Annotated in this window: 17 protein-coding genes and 1 pseudogene; 11 read left to right on the forward strand and 7 right to left on the reverse strand. The window is 58.1% G+C overall.

Going from position 1 to position 17,987, the window contains the following annotated elements:
- Positions 1 to 214 precede the first annotated feature (214 nt).
- Entirely contained in the window at positions 215 to 634 is a 420-nt protein-coding gene (locus tag P7F28_RS07030; protein ID WP_277183782.1) for a GNAT family N-acetyltransferase, read from the reverse strand.
- Positions 635 to 707: 73 nt separating this feature from the next.
- Here P7F28_RS07030 and P7F28_RS07035 point away from each other — a divergent pair, with 73 nt between their 5' ends.
- The 3 genes from P7F28_RS07035 to P7F28_RS07045 all read left to right on the forward strand — a co-directional run bounded on the left by P7F28_RS07035 (position 708) and on the right by P7F28_RS07045 (position 2,808).
- Entirely contained in the window at positions 708 to 1,217 is a 510-nt protein-coding gene (locus tag P7F28_RS07035; RefSeq protein WP_277183812.1) for a cupin domain-containing protein, read from the forward strand.
- Positions 1,218 to 1,391: 174 nt separating this feature from the next.
- Positions 1,392 to 2,252, forward strand: coding sequence for an oxidoreductase (locus P7F28_RS07040; protein WP_277183783.1), 861 nt, complete (start codon positions 1,392 to 1,394; stop codon positions 2,250 to 2,252).
- Between the two features lie 7 nt (positions 2,253 to 2,259).
- Positions 2,260 to 2,808 carry a M48 family metalloprotease gene (locus P7F28_RS07045; RefSeq protein ID WP_277183784.1) on the forward strand — a complete coding sequence of 183 codons (549 nt, stop codon included), beginning with the start codon at positions 2,260 to 2,262 and terminating at the stop codon, positions 2,806 to 2,808.
- Here P7F28_RS07045 and mobB read toward each other — a convergent pair.
- Positions 2,805 to 3,332, reverse strand: a complete 528-nt coding sequence (gene mobB / locus P7F28_RS07050; protein WP_277183785.1) for a molybdopterin-guanine dinucleotide biosynthesis protein B — start codon at positions 3,330 to 3,332, stop codon at positions 2,805 to 2,807. The two genes, P7F28_RS07045 and mobB, sit on opposite strands and share 4 nt — an antisense overlap.
- Positions 3,333 to 3,441: 109 nt before the next feature.
- Between mobB and P7F28_RS07055 the strand changes: the two genes are divergently transcribed.
- Positions 3,442 to 5,940 (forward strand): adenosylcobalamin-dependent ribonucleoside-diphosphate reductase, encoded by a 2,499-nt coding sequence (locus P7F28_RS07055; RefSeq protein WP_277183786.1) that lies wholly within the window; start codon positions 3,442 to 3,444, stop codon positions 5,938 to 5,940.
- 45 nt (positions 5,941 to 5,985) lie between these two features.
- Here P7F28_RS07055 and P7F28_RS07060 read toward each other — a convergent pair whose 3' ends face one another.
- From P7F28_RS07060 to P7F28_RS07070, 3 genes are all read right to left on the reverse strand, one after another.
- Positions 5,986 to 6,126, reverse strand: a complete 141-nt coding sequence (locus tag P7F28_RS07060; protein ID WP_277183787.1) for a hypothetical protein — start codon at positions 6,124 to 6,126, stop codon at positions 5,986 to 5,988.
- A gap of 12 nt (positions 6,127 to 6,138) precedes the next feature.
- Positions 6,139 to 6,501, reverse strand: coding sequence for a DUF4148 domain-containing protein (locus P7F28_RS07065; RefSeq protein WP_277183788.1), 363 nt, complete (start codon positions 6,499 to 6,501; stop codon positions 6,139 to 6,141).
- A 269-nt stretch (positions 6,502 to 6,770) separates the two neighbouring features.
- Positions 6,771 to 7,781, reverse strand: a complete 1,011-nt coding sequence (locus tag P7F28_RS07070) for a LysR family transcriptional regulator (RefSeq protein ID WP_277183789.1) — start codon at positions 7,779 to 7,781, stop codon at positions 6,771 to 6,773.
- A 218-nt stretch (positions 7,782 to 7,999) separates the two neighbouring features.
- Between P7F28_RS07070 and P7F28_RS07075 the strand changes: the two genes are divergently transcribed.
- From P7F28_RS07075 to P7F28_RS07095, 5 genes and pseudogenes are all read left to right on the forward strand, one after another.
- Entirely contained in the window at positions 8,000 to 8,818 is an 819-nt protein-coding gene (locus P7F28_RS07075; RefSeq protein ID WP_277183790.1) for an alpha/beta hydrolase, read from the forward strand.
- A gap of 46 nt (positions 8,819 to 8,864) precedes the next feature.
- Positions 8,865 to 10,054: pseudogene (locus tag P7F28_RS07080) on the forward strand (efflux RND transporter periplasmic adaptor subunit).
- A 34-nt stretch (positions 10,055 to 10,088) separates the two neighbouring features.
- Positions 10,089 to 13,289 (forward strand): efflux RND transporter permease subunit, encoded by a 3,201-nt coding sequence (locus tag P7F28_RS07085; RefSeq protein WP_277183791.1) that lies wholly within the window; start codon positions 10,089 to 10,091, stop codon positions 13,287 to 13,289.
- Entirely contained in the window at positions 13,286 to 14,794 is a 1,509-nt protein-coding gene (locus P7F28_RS07090) for an efflux transporter outer membrane subunit (protein ID WP_277183792.1), read from the forward strand. Before P7F28_RS07085 ends, P7F28_RS07090 begins: the two co-directional genes overlap by 4 nt.
- Positions 14,795 to 14,945: 151 nt before the next feature.
- The gene (locus tag P7F28_RS07095) at positions 14,946 to 15,170 is read left to right on the forward strand and encodes a hypothetical protein (protein ID WP_277183793.1); all 225 of its coding nucleotides are present in this window, start codon (positions 14,946 to 14,948) and stop codon (positions 15,168 to 15,170) included.
- Here P7F28_RS07095 and ppk2 read toward each other — a convergent pair.
- The gene (gene ppk2 / locus P7F28_RS07100) at positions 15,167 to 16,063 is read right to left on the reverse strand and encodes a polyphosphate kinase 2 (RefSeq protein ID WP_277183795.1); all 897 of its coding nucleotides are present in this window, start codon (positions 16,061 to 16,063) and stop codon (positions 15,167 to 15,169) included. The two genes, P7F28_RS07095 and ppk2, sit on opposite strands and share 4 nt — an antisense overlap.
- Before the next feature lie 212 nt (positions 16,064 to 16,275).
- Here ppk2 and lhpI point away from each other — a divergent pair, with 212 nt between their 5' ends.
- Entirely contained in the window at positions 16,276 to 17,187 is a 912-nt protein-coding gene (gene lhpI / locus P7F28_RS07105) for a bifunctional Delta(1)-pyrroline-2-carboxylate/Delta(1)-piperideine-2-carboxylate reductase (RefSeq protein WP_277183796.1), read from the forward strand.
- 107 nt (positions 17,188 to 17,294) lie between these two features.
- Entirely contained in the window at positions 17,295 to 17,606 is a 312-nt protein-coding gene (locus tag P7F28_RS07110; RefSeq protein WP_277183797.1) for a hypothetical protein, read from the forward strand.
- 85 nt (positions 17,607 to 17,691) lie between these two features.
- On the opposite strand, the gene P7F28_RS07115 is transcribed toward P7F28_RS07110, so the two are convergent.
- Positions 17,692 to 17,987, reverse strand: a 296-nt coding sequence (locus P7F28_RS07115) for an antibiotic biosynthesis monooxygenase (RefSeq protein WP_277183798.1), incomplete at its 5' end; no start/stop codon positions are given.

Raw genomic sequence — 17,987 nt, forward strand, 5'->3', positions numbered from 1 at the left:
TCTCTCAGGTTTCAATTCGAAAATCCCCTTACGCAGCGTGGCATAGCGGGAATAGTCGTACCTATTGTGCTAACGGCACTGAGCTTACAGGCTTGAGTGGTCCAGACAAAAAAACCGAACGTATGGTTTAGCAATCAGCTAAAAATGCCGGGACGCGCCCGCTAAAGTTGTATTTCTTGCCGATGCTTTGCTTAGTGCATGCGAATGCCAATCCCTAAAGACGCTTTTGCATGAAATAACGCGCATGTCCCTTAAGAAAATCCGGTAATTCGCCAAAGACGATATAGCCGTGACGGAGATAGACATTGCGTGCGGCGGGATTGAGCGTATCGAGCCATGCGGCGCGGCAGCCGCGCTTTTTCGCTTCCGCTTCGGCGGCATCCAGCGCTTGCGCGGCGAGACCGGCACCGCGCGCGTCCTCGCGAATCCATAGCCATTTGACGAACAGCCACTCCCACGCGGTAAAGCCCGCCAGTCCGCCGACAAATTCGTCATCGCGATAGAGCGACACGGCCAGTTCGCGATGACCGCTCGGCCCGAATTGCGCAGCGTTGAACGCAGCGAGGCCGCCTGCCACGTCGGCTTCGAAACTTGCGTCGATCCAGTCGGTGACGGAGACGGTTACTTTGCTCATCGATCTTAGGCTTTTCAGCAGGGGCGAATTGAATTAAGAATACATTGAACCAAACATCGAAAAGGGATTGACGATGCAATGCGAGCGCTTAAACAGCAAAGAATTGATCCGTCGATTGAACCTTGAGCCGCATCCCGAAGGCGGATATTTCCGCGAAACCTATCGCGCCGACGATCGCGTGCTGCGCGAGGGCGCAAGCGAGACGCGCGCCGCATCGACCGCGATCTATTTCTTGCTTTGCGACGGCGCGCATTCCGCGTGGCATCGCATTCGTTCCGACGAGGTCTGGCATTTCTATACGGGCGATTCCGTGCTCGTGCATGTGCTCGATGCGCATGGCACGCTTGTGACGCATCGGCTGGGAAATGCGCTTGTGCATGCGGATGCTTCGTTTCAGGCAGTGGTTGAAGCGGGCACTTGGTTTGCCGCCGAATGTGCTGACGCATCCGGTGTTGCGCTGGTGGGCTGCACAGTTGCGCCGGGGTTTGAATTTAGCGAGTTCGAACTGGCTGCGCGCGGTGCGTTGGAAGATCGATATCCGCAGCATCGGGACCTGATTTCAAGGCTTGGACCACATGTGTGAGCCTGCGGATCGGGTCCGCACATTACTCATTTATTGCAACCCGACCCTCCGTGCTATTTGAACCGCGCGAGCACCGTGTATTGCGCTTGCCACCGCAGCGTTAGCGCGTCGAGCAAAGTCGCGCGCTTCCGTTCACAATGCGCTTCATGACTTCATCGTTTATGGAGGAGCGCAATGTCCGTTTCGAAAGCATTCGATAAACAAGCTGTTTGGTTCATCACAGGCTGTTCAACCGGCTTCGGACGCGAACTGGCGTCGGCAATCATTGCGCGCGGCGGACGCGCGGTGGTGGCGGCGCGCGATCCTGCAAGCGTGAAAGATCTGGTGGAAGGTGCAGGCGAGCGCGCGATTGCCGTCAAGCTCGATGTAACGCGCGCGGATGAGGTCGCGGCGGCGGTTCAAGCGGCGCGTGATGCGTTCGGGCGAATCGATGTACTCCTGAATAACGCGGGTTTCGGCTATCTTGCCGCCGTTGAAGAAGGCGACGACGAAGATATTCGCGCCGTGTTCGAAGCCAATTTCTTCGGCGCGGCCGCGATGATCCGCGCGGTGTTGCCGGGAATGCGCGAGCGTCGGACGGGACACGTGGTCAACATTACGTCGGTGGGCGGATTAGTTGGCAATCCTGGCAGTGGCTATTACGCGGCGTCAAAATTTGCTTTGGAGGGCTTGGGCGAGGCGCTCGCGCGCGAAACCGAAGGCCTCGGCATCAAAGTCACCAATGTCGAACCGGGACCTTTCCGCACCGATTGGGCAGGACGTTCGCTCAAGCAAGCACGTCAGGCCATCGACGATTACGACGCGATTGCGGGCCGGCGGCGTGCGTCCATTGCGGAAAAGAGCGGCAAACAGGCGGGCGATCCGGCGCGCGCGGCCGAAGTGATCATCGAAGCAGTGCATGCGGAAAAGCCGCCAATGCATCTCGTTCTAGGCGGCGCTGCGCTCGAACTGACGCGCGGCAAACTCGCGAGTCTCACTGCGGATCTCGACACCTGGCGCGACCGCAGCGCGTGGACCGATAACCCTATCGGCTGATGATGTCATGTCTGGCGAGTCACCCGAGGAACACGTACGCAATGTCGTGCGGCGCTTCGCCGACACGTTGCATGTGCGTATGCCCGGATTGCGCTTCGTGAAGTCAGCGTCGGGGCCGTGTTATGAGGCGCTGTCCAATCGAATCGATATCGACGAGCGGACGCTGAATTTGCCTGAGCCGCTGCTGCGTATCGTGCTGGCGCATGAAGTCGCGCACGTCACGCAGCGCAGGAAGATGTTGCTCGATTTCGCATTGACTGGCATCGGCGTGACTGCATTGATTGCGGTGCCGTGCGCGGTATTTGCGGCGTCGGCGGAGCGGGAGATATGGCGCATATCGCTGCCCGGTCTTGTGTTCGTGCTTGCTTACATTGCGTACCGAAGACACTTAAGCCAACGAACGATGAAACTCGAACTCGATGCGGACGCCAAGGCCGCGCAGATTTGCGGCGCCTCAGACGCATTGCAGGCAATGGAAGCGATGGCGCAGCGTGTATATATCGAGCCTGCGCGTCTGGATGCGATGCGTACGCTCGCGCGGACATCGTCATATTAATCAGGATCGCTACTAATTCGTATGCCGAGCGTTTCGCAGATAAATGTGCCGATACGATCGATATCATCGAGCGGCAACAGCGGCAATGACGTTTCGACGAGTGCGGTGGCATCATCTGTTGCGATCGCCAATATGTCGATATCGGTCCGATACAGCGCATCAACGCCCGTAGACGGCCGCACGACTTCGATACGCGGCATGGCTTCACGCGCGAAACCTTCCACAATTACGAGGTCCGCATGCGACAAGCGCGCCGCAAGCGACATTAAAGAAGGCTCGGCTTCATTGTTCAATTCCTTGATGATTGCATAGCGATAAGGCGAGGCAATCAACACTTCGCCCGCACCCGCGCGGCGAAAGCGCGCACTATCCTTGCCCGGCGGTTCAAGTTCAATTGAATGATGGCTATGCTTGATGACGTTGACCGTCAGACCGCGCGCGCCGAACCACGGCAACAGCAATTCGATCAAGGTGGTCTTGCCTTGGCCCGAGCGGCCCGCGATTCCAAAGACAGGCGGATTCATGCGATATTCATTGGACATTTTCGACAGGCAAAGAGTTTAACGTTCCATGGCAGGCGCTGGGAAATCGCGCTATCGTCAGGTATGAGGCAACGCAAAAAAGGACCACGACATGGCTGAAGACAATCCCAAAGCCGCTTTTGCTCCGCAGCAGTTTTCTGTCGATGTAATGCTTGAAAAATATGCCAAGGGCGATGAGCGCAGCGTCGATGATATTTATCATCGTGTCGCGCGTGGCGTGGCGCTGGCAGAACCTGAAGCACTGCGCGCAAAGATCGAAAGCGAGTTCGTTGATAACTTCAGGCACGGCGCGCTTGGTGCCGGACGCATCATGAGCGCGGCGGGCGCGGGTATCGACGCCACGCTTATCAATTGCTTCGTGCAGCCCGTGGGCGATGCCATTCAAGGCGTAGACGATAGCGGCTTGCCCGGCATCTACGTCGCGCTGTTGCAGGCCGCCGAAACCATGCGGCGCGGCGGTGGTGTCGGCTATAACTTTTCGGCAATCCGCCCGCGCGGTGCGCGCGTTCATTCGACAGGATCGGCGGCGTCGGGTCCGTGCAGCTACATGGATGTGTTCGATGCATCGTGCCGTACCGTGGAAAGCGCGGGCGCGCGGCGTGGCGCGCAGATGGGCATACTCGATTGCACGCATCCCGATCTGCTCGAATTCATCGCGGCCAAGCATACGAAAGGGCGCTGGAATAACTTCAACGTATCCGTCGCAGTCAGCGATGAATTCATGCAGGCCGTTGCAGACGACGCGACATGGCAACTTGTGCACAAAGCCGAGCCATCGCCTTCGCAACGTACGTCGGCGGATATTCGTCAGCGTGAAGACGGCCTGTGGGTGTATCGGGAAGTGCAGGCGCGTGAAGTGTGGGACGTCATCATGCGTTCTACTTACGATGTTGCCGAGCCTGGCGTCGTGTTCATGTCGCGCATGAATGACGACAACAATCTGCGCGCCGTCGAAACTATCCGCGCGACCAATCCATGCGGTGAGCAGCCGTTGCCCGCCTATGGCTGCTGCAATCTCGGACCGCTCAATCTGACGCGCTTCGTGCGCGATCCGTTTGCGCAGATACGAGGCAGCAAGCCGAGCTTTGATTGGGATGCCTTAATGCGTGCCACACGCACTCAAGTGCGTTTCCTCGATGACGTACTCGACGTCACGCTTTGGCCGTTGCCTGAACAGGCACGTGAAGCCGAAGCGAAGCGCCGTATCGGCGTGGGCTTTACGGGGCTAGGCGATACCCTGGTCATGCTTGGTCTGCGCTATGACGCGGTCGAAGGGCGCGAATTCGCTACACGTATTGCACGTACCATGCGCGATGAAGCGTATCGCGCATCGGTCGAACTCGCTAAAGAACGCGGCACATTTCCGCTTTTCGATGCGAAGCGTTATCTGGAAGAGGGCACGTTTGCATCGCGCTTGCCGGACGACATCAAGAGTGCGATTCGCGCACACGGCATTCGCAATAGCCATCTGCTTTCGATTGCGCCAACCGGCACGGTGAGTCTTGCGTTTGCAGACAATGCATCGAATGGTATCGAGCCGGCGTTTTCATGGACGTATCAACGCACCAAGCGCATGGCCGATGGCAGCAGTCAGACCTTTGCGGTTGAAGATCATGCGTATCGGTTATATCGGGAAATGGGCGGCGATGTGAACGCGTTGCCCGAGTATTTCGTCAGCGCGCTCGACATGTCCGCGCACGATCATCTGGAGATGATGGCGTCGGTGCAGCCATTCGTGGATACCTCTATTTCGAAGACCGTCAACGTGCCTGCGGATTATCCCTTCGACGCATTTCAGGACCTTTATTTCGAAGCATGGCGACGCGGCTTGAAAGGGCTGGCGACGTATCGGCCGAACGAGACTTTGGGTGCGGTATTGTCGGTGACGCCGCAAGCAACGCCTGCGGATTCGCCGGACGAGCCGGAACTGGACCCGCTGCGTATTGCAATCGATCATCGTCCGCGTGGTGAGTTGCCTGCGATCATCGAGAAGGTCGAGTATCTGACGCAGGCGGGGAAGAAGTCACTTTATTTGGCGGTGTCGTTCATCGAAGTGACGGGGCGCATAGGCGGCGAAGACGTGACCATTGAACGGCCTATCGAATTCTTTATTCCGACCGGTCAGCGCGACGAATCGCAGCAATGGATCACGGCGACCATGCGTTCGCTATCGCTTGCGGCGCGGGGTGGCTTTGCGGCGCGCACGCTTCAGGATATGCGCAAGGTATCGTGGGATCGCGGACAGGTGCGCTTAGGCGATGTGGAGCGTCTGGACGGACATCGCAGCCCGCGTTATCACGACTCGGAAGTCGCCGCGCTTGCCTATGCGATCCAGCAGATTCTTCATCGACGCGGCTTTTTGGATGCGGAAGGCAATCAGGTACCATCGCGTGTATTGATGCGTCAACACGCGGAACCCGCAAGGGCTTTAGCAACGGAAGAAGCGGACGAAGAAGCATCGGTTAGTGATGCAAACGGTTTGTCGCAAATGCATGGGACTAAATGCGCGACTTGCGGCGCTAACGCGGTCATTCGTAAAGATGGTTGCGACTTCTGCACTGCTTGCGGTGAAATCGGCGCTTGCGGCTAAAAAAGCCTAAGGAGCACGCTCACGACTTAGCGTGCTCCTTAAGGCTTATTGCACGCTTTCCTCTGTACCGAGCGTTTCGACTTGTGCTTCTTCTACATGATGATGCGCAAACGGCCGCCATACCGGCGTTACGGAAGAAAGCTCCTCTAGCACCGAATACTGCTCAAGCGTCGTGTTGTCGAACATGATGGCCTCGTCTTAGCGTGTGGTTTGCGTAGCCGAGCCATTCGCATACTCGACGATCTCGCGATTGTGTGCTTCGGCTTGCGCGGCATCGCGTGCGCGCGCTTCGCTTTGCGCGGCGACGGCATCGCCCCACATGCTGCGCGAAGGATATGAATTGCGATTCAACGCCGGCAGCGAACCATTCGAATAGGCCGCAGCCAATTCTGCACGCACCTGAGCACGTGATTTCGGCGCTTCGTTCGTGCTGGTTTGCGTCAGCGTTTCCGTCTGATACGTACCCGCGCGACCGATACCCTGACCGCCTTCAGCAAACGCCGTGGTCGTAACGACAGCCGAAATAGCTGCCAAAGAGAACCCCGTGATAAGCGTCTTCATGCTTGCGACTCCTTTCGATTCCGAATGCAGCGTGCGGGCAATTGCGGATTGCAATCGGGACAATGAGCACGCTGCGATGGATCAAAATGTAGTCGCGTGGCGGTCGCGGATAAATGACCGATCCGCGAATAGATTTGTCGAAATCGGCGAATAATCGCGCTAAGGCTTGTGGGGTGGGGGGTTAAGGGCATAAAAAAAGCGTGTCGGTGCAGATGCAATCGACACGCCATTTCGTCATGAGGGCTTTATCAGCGCTGTTTTAAGGCCGCTCAAGCCACCACATCCTCCGTCCCCGACACCTCCGGCGTACCATGCCGCGTAACCTTTGGCGCGGCCGTGCTCGTCGGCAAGCAGCGCTCTTCCGCATCCTTTTGCCCTTGCAACAGCGGGCATCGTTCGAAGAGTTCAGCGACCCAGTCAACGAACACGCGCACCTTGGGCGACAGATGCCGGTTATGCGGATACACCGCTGAAATAGGCATCGGCAGCGGACTCCACTGCGGCAGCACTTCGATCAGTTCACCCGAACGAAGGTACGGCAAGGCCATAAAACGCGGCACCTGAAGCACGCCGACGCCCTTGAGGCCGCAGCTCAGATACGCTTCCGCATCGTTGACGGCGATCATGCCGCGCATCTTCACTTCGACGGTTTCATCGTCAACGACGAAGTCCATATCCATGATGCGGCCCGTGCGGCTCGAAAAATAATTTACCGCCGTGTGGTCCTGCAAATCTTCGAGCGTCATGGGGACGCCGTGGCGCTCGAGATAGTCAGGACTCGCTACCGTCACGCCCTGAAACACGCCGATACGCCGCGCCACCAGACTTGAATCCTGCAACGTGCCCACGCGAATCACGCAATCCACGCCTTCCTGGATGAGATCGACCGGCTTGTCGCCGAAGCCCATCATCAGTTCGATATCCGGATAGCGATTGTGGAAATCGCATAGCTGCGGCATCACGATCAAACGGCCGATCGCGCCCGGCATATCGATACGCAGCTTGCCGTGCGGTCCCTTGCCATTATTTGAGAACGTGCTCTCCGCTTCTTCGATATCCGCGAGAATGCGCACGCATCGCTCGTAATACGCAGCGCCGTCCGGCGTGAGATTGAGGCGACGCGTGGTGCGCTGAAGCAGGCGCACGTTCAAATGCGCTTCGAGGTTCTGAATGATCGTCGTGACCGAAGCGCGCGGCAGGTTGAGCGTATCCGCCGCCCGCGAAAAGCTGTTGGTATCCACGACGCGCGTAAAGACCTGCATTGCCTGTAGCCGATCCATGTTCTCTCACCTTGGATGCTTAGCATCTAAAGGAATTAAGCGGAATTAAGCGAGTCGCTAAGAATAATCGCTAAAGGGAAATCCACGATTGTTCGGTGCGACCGAATTGTGTTGCCGGATTATAGGCATTTATCTAAAAAGGCGCGGCATCCAGAATTCGCAGCATCGCAACTTACGCGTGACGGCCTTGTTTCATGGGCCTTGCACGAAAAATAACCATGGCATCACTGTTGGATCTGGAGCGCGCCCCGCGGCTGTGCATTGAGGATGTACGCATTGCCGGGCACGTGCAACCCATCAACTTGCGCAGTTATCGCCCGGCATCGGACGGAACGATTTTGCCGATCGTTCTGTACTTTCACGGCGGCGGCTTTACAAGCGGCTCGCTCGACGATGGCGATATCGCCGCCGCATCGATTGCACGCGATACCCCGGCGTGGGTCGTATCCGTCGGCTATTCGCTTGCGCCGACATTTCCATTTCCCGCCGCGCCCGAAGACGGTTATCGCGCGCTGCAATGGGCCGTGGCGCACGCCCGCGCTCAACGTGCGGACCCTCTGCGAATCGGCATTGCGGGACATGATGCGGGCGGCAATCTCGCGACATGCATTTCCGCCATCGCGCGTGATCGCGGCGATATTCGCATGTCCGCGCAAGTGCTGCTTGCACCGCTGCTCGATCCGAGCATGACGCGCTTAGCGGATGAACGCAAAGTGCTGTGCCCCGATCTCGAAGCGAGCGAGTGCGCGCGCTGCTATCGCGCTTATTTGCCGAATCCTTCGCAACGTTTGCATCCCTATGCCGCGCCGCTCGAATCGCGGCGGTTGAATGGTTTGCCGCCCGCGTTGATTGCGAGCGCCGAGCATGACTTGCTTCATATCGAAGCCGAAAAATACGCAGCCGAATTGATTTCCGCAGGCGTGCCGACTGAAGTAACGCGCTATGGCAAGGCATCGCATCAAGCCCTGGTCACGCATCCGGATGTACTGGGCGATGTCGCCGCGTTCTTCAGAAAACGCCTTGCACGCACGAAATAAGTGCGCACCACACAACAACAATCTCAACGCAAACGGAGCTATCGACATGTTCTTCACTCGCAAACGCATCTACGCCACCTTAGGCGCGACGTTGATCATCGCAGGCGCGGGCGGTTATACCGCCGCGGTCATGGCGATGCCATCAATCAGGCGCAAGCCGCCGCGCATAGCCCGACCGCCACGGAAGTGGATGTGGCGGCGGTCGTATCGAAGACCATCACGGACTGGCAAAGCTATTCGGGCCGCATGGAAGCCGTCGATCATGTCGATATCCGTCCGCTCGTGCCGGGCACCATCGTCGCTGTGCATTTCAAGGACGGCCAATTGGTGAAGAAGGGCGATCCGCTGTTCACCATCGATCCGCGTCCGTATGAAGCTGCTGTCGATCAGGCGCAGGCGCAACTCGCGTCGGCGCTTGCGCGCAACGGCTACACATCGACGGATGCAGCACGCGCCGAACGTCTGCTTTCCGACAACGCGATTGCCAAGCGCGATTACGACGAGAAGCAGAACGCCGCGCGCGAGGCCGCTGCAAGCGTTAAAGCCGCGCAGGCGGCCCTCGAAGCCGCGAAGATCAATCTGGCCTATACGCACATCACCGCGCCCGTGGCGGGCCGCGTATCGCGTGCTGAGCTGACTGTGGGCAATATCGTCTCGACCGGCGGCAACGCGCCTTTGCTGACTACGCTGGTGTCCGTTTCGCCCATCTACGCTTCGTTCGATGTCGATGAACAAACGTATTTGCGTTATCTGGGCCGCGACTCGGGCGAGAAAGTGCCGGTATCGCTCGGTCTTGCTAACGAAGACGGCTATTCGCGCGACGGCGTAGTCGATTCTGTCGATAACCGGCTCGATACGACCTCCGGCACCATCCGCGTGCGTGCGCGCTTCAACAATCCGGACGGCTCGCTCGTGCCGGGCCTTTATGCACGCATCAAAGTGGGTGGCGGCACGCCGCATCCGGCCGTACTCGTCGATGATGCCGCCATTGGCACCGATCAGGACAAGAAGTACGTGATGGTCGTCGATAAGGACAACCGTGTTCAGTACCGCGAAGTATTGCTCGGTCAGACGCACGAAGGGCTGCGCGTGATCTCGAAGGGCTTGCAGCCGGGTGAACGCATCGTCGTGAATGGTTTGCAGCGCGTGCGTCCGAACGACGTCGTGAAGGCCAACAACGTCGCGATGAACAACAGCGGCGATGCGCCTGTGGTGAAGACCGCATCCGCGCAATAAAGCCTGAAATCCAGCGTTAAATCAAGAAATCGCCATGAACATTTCAAAATTCTTCATCGACCGCCCGATCTTTGCGGGCGTGCTCTCGGTGATCGTCTTGCTCGCAGGCGTGATCGCGATGTTCAAGCTGCCGATCTCCGAGTATCCGGAAGTGGTGCCGCCTTCGGTCGTCGTGCATGCGCAGTATCCGGGCGCGAACCCGAAGGTGATCGCCGAAACGGTGGCCTCGCCGTTGGAAGAGCAGATCAACGGCGTCGAGGACATGCTGTATATGCAGTCGCAAGCCAACAGCGACGGCAACCTCACGACCACGGTCACGTTCAAGCTCGGCACCGATCCGGACAAGAACACGCAGCTCGTGCAAAACCGCGTGAATCAGGCACTTCCGCGCTTGCCGCAAGACGTGCAGCGGCTTGGCGTGACCACCATCAAGTCGTCGCCGACCTTGACGATGGTGGTCCACCTGAACTCGCCGAATGGCCGTTACGACATGACGTATCTGCGCAACTACGCGCTGATCAACGTGAAAGACCGGCTTGAACGAATCGCGGGCGTGGGTGAAGTGCAGTTGTGGGGCTCGGGCGATTATTCGATGCGCGTATGGCTCGATCCGCAAAAGGTCGCGCAGCGCGGTATGACGGCAACGGATGTCGTCAACGCGATTCGTGAGCAGAACGTACAGGTTGCAGCAGGCGTGATCGGCGGTTCGCCGACATTGCCCAACGTGCCGCTGCAACTGAACGTGAATGCGCGCGGCCGCTTGCAGAATGAGTCGGAATTCCGCGACATCGTGCTGAAGACATCGCCTGATGGCGCCGTCACGCATCTGAGCGATGTGGCGCGTGTGGAACTGGCGGCATCGGAATATGGTTTACGTTCCTTGCTCGACAACAAGAGCGCGGTGGCTATCGCCATCAACCAACAGCCGGGCGCGAACTCGCTGCAGATCTCCGATGAAGTCCGCAAGACCATGAAGGAGTTGCAGGCCGATATGCCTGCGGGCCTCGAATATCAGATCGTCTACGATCCGACGCAATTCGTGCGCTCAAGCATCGAGGCGGTGATTCATACGCTCGCCGAAGCCATTGCACTCGTGGTGCTGGTGGTGATCGTGTTCCTGCAAACGTGGCGTGCGTCCATCATCCCGTTGCTGGCGGTGCCGGTGTCGATCGTCGGGACGTTTTCACTGTTGCTTGCGTTCGGGTTCTCGATCAACGCCTTGTCATTGTTCGGGATGGTGCTGGCGATCGGTATCGTCGTCGATGATGCGATCGTGGTGGTGGAGAACGTCGAGCGGAATATCGAAGCGGGATTGTCTGCGCGAGAGGCCACGTATCAGGCGATGCGAGAGGTGAGTGGACCGATTATCGCGATTGCGTTGACGCTGGTTGCCGTGTTCGTGCCGCTCGCGTTCATGAACGGTCTTACGGGTCAGTTCTACAAGCAGTTCGCCATGACCATCGCCATCTCCACGGTGATCTCCGCGTTCAACTCGCTGACGCTATCGCCGGCACTCGCGGCACTGCTTTTGAAGGGTCACGATGAACCGAAGGATTGGCTCACGCGTGGTATGGATCGCGTGTTCGGTGGCTTTTTCAAGCGCTTCAATAAGGTGTTTCATCGTGGTTCGGACGCCTATGGAAAGGGCGTGAAAAATGTCATCGGCCGCAAGGCGGTGATGATGGTCATCTACGCTGTGTTACTCGGCGGCGCAGTGATGATGGGCAAGGTCGTGCCGGGCGGCTTCGTGCCTGCGCAGGACAAGGAGTATCTGATCAGCTTCGCGCAGTTGCCCAATGGTGCATCGCTGGATCGTACGGAAGGTGTGATTCGTGACATGTCCGCGATTGCACTGAAGCAGCCGGGCGTGGAAAGCGCGGTGGAATTTCCGGGCTTGTCCGTGAATGGATTTACCAACTCGTCGAGCGCGGGCATTGTGTTCGTGACGCTCAAGCCGTTCAAGGAACGCGTCGGCAACAAAGCGCTTTCTGCTAACGCAATTGCCGGTGCGTTGAATCAGAAGTATGCGAGCATCAAAGGTTCGTTTATCGCGGTGTTCCCGCCGCCGCCGGTGTTGGGTCTGGGTACGCTCGGTGGCTTCAAGATGCAGTTGGAAGATCGCGGCGCATTGGGCTATGCAGCGCTTGCCGATGCCACGCAGGAATTCATCAAGCGTGCATCGCAGACGCCTGAACTCGGACCGACGTTCTCCAGCTATCAGATCAACGTGCCGCAGCTCAATGTCGATCTGGATCGCGTAAAGGCGAAGCAACTCGGTGTTTCGGTGACCGATGTATTCGACACGATGCAGGTCTATCTCGGCTCGCTCTACGTGAACGACTTCAACCGCTTCGGACGCGTCTATCAGGTTCGCGTACAAGCCGATGCCCCGTTCCGCGCGAATCCCGAAGATATCGGCTTGCTGAAGACGCGCAATGCGAATGGCGACATGGTGCCTTTGTCATCGCTCGTGAAGGTGACGCCGACATATGGCCCGGAAATGGTGGTGCGCTACAACGGCTACACCGCTGCCGATATCAACGGTGGTCCTGCGCCCGGTTATTCGTCGGGACAGGCGCAGGCGGCCGCGGAACGTATTGCAGCGGAAGTGTTGCCGCGCGGGATCAAGTTCGAATGGACCGATCTGACGTATCAGCAAATTCTCGCGGGCAATGCAGCCTTATGGGTATTCCCGATCAGCGTGCTGCTGGTGTTCCTGGTACTTGCTGCGTTGTACGAAAGTCTGACGCTGCCGCTCGCCGTAATCATGATCGTACCGATGAGCATTCTGTCCGCGTTATTAGGCGTCTATCTCACCGGTGGCGACAACAATATCTTCACGCAGATCGGTTTGATGGTGCTGGTGGGCTTGTCGGCGAAGAACGCGATTCTGATCGTGGAGTTTGCAAGAGAGCTTGAAATGCAGGGCCGTTCTATCGTGCAGGCTGCCATCGAAGCAAGCCGTCTGCGTCTGCGCCCGATTCTGATGACGTCCATCGCGTTCATCATGGGTGTGGTGCCGTTGGTGTTGTCGTCGGGTGCGGGCTCGGAAATGCGTCATGCAATGGGCGTTGCGGTGTTCTTCGGCATGTTGGGCGTCACGCTCTTCGGTCTGATGCTCACGCCGGTTTTCTACGTAATCCTGCGCAAACTCTCGCGCACGGAGCACGTGACGGACAAGCATGGTTCGCATCCGCAGATGCGCGGTATCGGTGCTTCGCCTGAAGCGCAATGAGGTCGATGATGAATAAGATGCATGTTTTATCGAGTCTGTTAGCGTCGTTGTTGCTGGTCGCGGGCTGCTCGCTCGCGCCCACTTACGAAAAGCCGGATGTGAACGCACCCAACGCGTATAAGGAAACGCCGCAACAAACGTTGTCGGCATCGGAAGCGGGAACGTGGAAGACCGCGCAGCCCTCTGAAGAAATGATGCGCGGCGAATGGTGGACCATTTTCGATGACGCCACGCTCAACGATCTGGAAAAGCAGGCGCAGGACGCGAACCAGAATCTGAAGGCAGCGGCCGCGCGCGTGAAGGAAGCGCGCGCGATCAATCAGACCGCGCGTGCGGGCTTGTTCCCTACGCTCGATGCGGGCTTCGGTCCGACGCGTGAGAAGCTTTCGCCTGCATCGCAATTCCTGCCGGCCAATGCGAGCGTGCCTTCGCAAACGCTGTGGCGCGCGCAGGCGAGTGCATCGTATGAAGTGGATTTGTTCGGGCGCGTGTCGAACACGGTGCAGGCCGCGAATGCAGATACACAGCAGAGCGAAGCATTGTTCCGGTCGGTGCAGTTGGCTCTGCAGGCAGATGTCGCGCAGAACTATTTCAATCTGCGTGAACTGGATGCCGAAACGGATGTGTTCACACGTACCGTGCAATTGCGCGAGGAGGCGCTCAAGCTCGTGCAACGCCGCTTTACAGAGGGCGATATCAGCGAGCTCGACGTAGCACGCGCCAAGTCCGAACTGGCGACCGCACGTTCGGATGCGATGACGGTACAGCGCCTGCGTGCCGCGTCCGAGCACGGTCTTGCGGTGCTGCTCGGCAAGGCGCCCGCCGAATTCACGATGGCTGCGAATCCGCTCAAGCCGGTGACCATTCGCGTACCGCCGGGCTTGCCTTCATCGCTGCTGGAGCGTCGTCCGGATATCGCGGCGGCGGAGCGTTCGATGGCGGCGGCGAACGCGCGTATCGGCGTGGCGAAGGCGGCGTTCTTTCCTTCGTTGACGCTGACCGGCGTAGGTGGTTTCGAATCGGCGACGCTGGGCGATCTCTTCAAGTGGTCGAGCCGCACGTTCCTGCTCGGTCCGTTTGCGGGCACATCGTTGAATTTGCCGATCTTCGATGGCGGTCGCCGTAAGGGCAATCTGGCCAATGCGCGCGCGGTGTATGAAGAAGACTCGGCGAATTATCGTCAGCAAGTGCTGGTGGCGTTCCGTGAGGTCGAAGATAACCTCTCCGACTTGCGCATCCTCGAAGATCAGACTGCTACGCAGGACGAAGCAGTGAAGGCGTCGGTGCGTGCGGCGCAGTTATCGCGCACGCAGTACACGGAAGGCGCGGTGAATTATCTCGATGTGATCGATGCAGAACGCACGGTCTTGCAAACGCAACGTGCATCTGTGCAATTGCAGGGCACGCAGGCCGTATCGACAGTGAATCTGATACGCGCCTTGGGCGGCGGCTGGGGCGATGCAAAGCCCACGCCGGTGCCTGAACCGAGTCTTGCGCAAAAGTAGTGCAAGCGCTGTAAAGCAAAAGACCCTGCAAACGCAGGGTCTTTTCATTTGAACGCCGATTGTTCGTCTCGCGGAACATATGTCTTCACCGACAAGCCATTTATCCGCATGCGCGCGCTCCTTAAAATTCAATCATCGAAAGGAGTTGGCTATGAGAGCCTTGATCGAAAGACAACTGTATCAGCCGATGGTGGTGCTGCCGCTGCTATTGCTTATGCGCCTGATGGTGACGCTCGACTTCAATCTGGCGCAGGTGATGTTCGTGATGATGTTCAAAGGGTCGCAGCACGCTTATCAATTCATGCTGCGCCATGCATCGCGCCGTCAGCGTGCAGACGATGCCGTGGTACACATCGTCTGCCGCAACTGCTGTTAATACGTTTCGGGTACGTACAACTGTTCCGGCACCGGCTGGCGCAGATAATCCGGATTAAACACACGCTCGGGCAGCGTGATCGGCTGATGCTCCACGTCCGTGTAAGGCACCTGGTTTAGCAAGTGGTGAATGCAGTTCAAACGCGCACGTTTCTTGTCAACCGCTTGAACCACCCACCACGGAGCTTCAGGAATATGCGTGCGCTGAAGCATGATTTCCTTGGCGGCCGTATAAGCCTCCCACCGACGGCGGCTTTCAAGATCCATCGGACTGAGCTTCCACTGCTTAAGCGGATCTTCGATACGCGCCTGAAAGCGCACTTCCTGTTCGTCGTCAGTGATAGAGAACCAGTACTTGACGATCTGAATGCCGCTGCGAACCAGCATCTTCTCGAATTCCGGCACCGAGCGGAAGAATTCTTCATACTCTTCGTCGGTACAGAAGTGCATCACGCGCTCGACGCCCGCGCGGTTATACCAGCTACGGTCGAACAAAACGATTTCACTCGCCGCCGGCAAATGCGACACATAACGCTGGAAATACCATTGCGTACGCTCGCGGTTATTCGGCGCAGGCAGCGCTGCCACGCGGCACACACGCGGATTCAGACGCTGCGTAATGCGCTTGATCGCACCGCCTTTACCCGCTGCATCGCGTCCTTCGAACAACACGACCAGACGATGCCCCGTATGCACGACCCAGTCCTGCAGTTTGACGAGTTCGCCTTGCAGACGAAATAACTCGCGAAAATAGGTCTTTCGCAGCAGGCGTTCTTCTTCGGAGAACGATGCTTCACCATCGATGAAGCGATCATCGACTTCCATCTCGAACTCTTCGTCGTAGCTATCGATCAGGTCGGCATGAAAGCGACGCTGCTTTTCCGTGTTGTTCATCTGAGGGCTCCGTAGACGGGCGATGTGCGCATTGCGTGGAATAGATACGGCGTGGGTCCGCCGATTATGACCGTCTTCCATGGCAGTCATATGACGCTTTCATTTTATTAAGCTAAGCGCTCTAATGTCCACGCGCGCGGCAAGGCTAGAATAATCGGGCATTTTGGTGGCATCCACATGGCATTCATGTTCGACAAAAGAGAAAGCAATCGATGACCATTCCCAGCTTCGACGCAGATCAAACCGCCACATTGCTGCCCTATGACCGTTTAGTCGATACGCTAGCCGCGACCATGCTCGACTATGCAGCAGGGCGCATTACGAGTCCCGAACGCATGGTCGTGCCCTTGGCGGAAGGCGGCGTAATGCTGTCTATGCCCGCTAGCGCCGCCGATCTTGCGATGCACAAACTCGTCAACGTGTGTCCAGGCAATGGCGCACGCAACTTGCCGACTATTCACGGACAAGTCACCGCGTTCGATGCAGTCACCGGCGTACCGCAATTCATGCTTGACGGTCCCACAGTCACAGGTCGCCGCACCGCTGCGGTATCGATGCTGGCCATTCGAACGCTTGCGCAAGCCACGCCACGCGAAGTACTAATGATCGGCACCGGAAAGCAGGCTGCGTATCACGCGGACGCGCTTGCAAGCATTTATCCGGGCGCACGCATTCACGTTCTCGGCTCGCGTGCGGAGCGTGCGCAAGCCTTTTGTGCGGACCATGCGCAATGCGTTCCACTCGATAGTTCGGCAATCCCTGACTCGATCGATATCGTGATCGCCGCGACCACGAGCAAGACGCCGGTCTACACGCTGCCAGCACGTGCGGGGCGATTGGTGATTGGCGTTGGCGCATTCACGGCGGATGCTGCGGAAATTGCCGCGCCAACCGTGCATGCGAGCGCGCTTTATGTCGATGATCCTGCGGGCGCGCGTCACGAAGCGGGTGACTTTATTCTTGCCGACGTCGATTGGAATACGGTGCAGCCGTTATCGGCCGCGCTAGCGTCGCCATCCGAAGTTAATAAACCCAGGCTGTTTAAATCGGTAGGATGCGCGGCTTGGGATTTGGCCGCGTGTCGAGTGGCGCGCGCGGTGCTATCGACTAAAGCGTTTCCTTAAACGTATGAAGTAAGCGGGCGTATGAGTTGGAACGGACCTTGCTGCATGTTGGTTTAATGACAGGCGCCATCAACGCGCAACAGCGATCCGAGGCAGCGAACCCACTCATGAATAGCCGATACGACACCCGCTTTAACCCGTGGTTTCCCGCACGCGATGACGGGCACCGAAGCTCGGGAGGCGCGTCGAAAGAGGCGCGCAGGCCCAATGCTGCGCCGCCTGCCGCGTACTTTATTTCCGTGCTGGAACTGGCCACGGGCGAGAAATTGGGCAACGACGAGCGTTTGCGCGCCGTTGCCATGCTCGAAGCGCAGTTTGGCGAAGGCCGTCCGCGCACGCTAAAGGAAGCGGTCAGGATTTGCGCGGCGGCAATCGATTCTTCGACACTCCAGCGCATGGCACGCGGCGCTAAGGCTTGAGCGGCTCTTAAGATCGAACGTTCTAAAAGGCTGACTTAAGCGCGTTTTTTTCATAAGCATGTAAAAGACGCGCGTGGGTCAAACCTCATTTGACGGTTTGAATCACCTCGAAGCCTTCAAATTCCGGATGCCCCAAATAAAGTTGGCGTGTCTCACCGCCCGCATTTCGGTGCGCGGCGCGAAAAGCATCCGACTTGGTCCAATCTTCAAACGCCGCATGATTAGCCCAAATCGTGTGACTCGAATAGAGCACGTGATCGTCTCGCGTCGGTCCCTTGAGCAAGTGAAATTCGACAAATCCCGGCACGTCCTTGAGATACGTGTCGCGGCTGGTCCAAAGGCGCTCGAAATCGGCCTCCGCGCCGGGGACGATCTTGAAGC

This window comes from Caballeronia sp. BR00000012568055 (assembly GCF_029439455.1).
GTDB lineage: Bacteria > Pseudomonadota > Gammaproteobacteria > Burkholderiales > Burkholderiaceae > Caballeronia.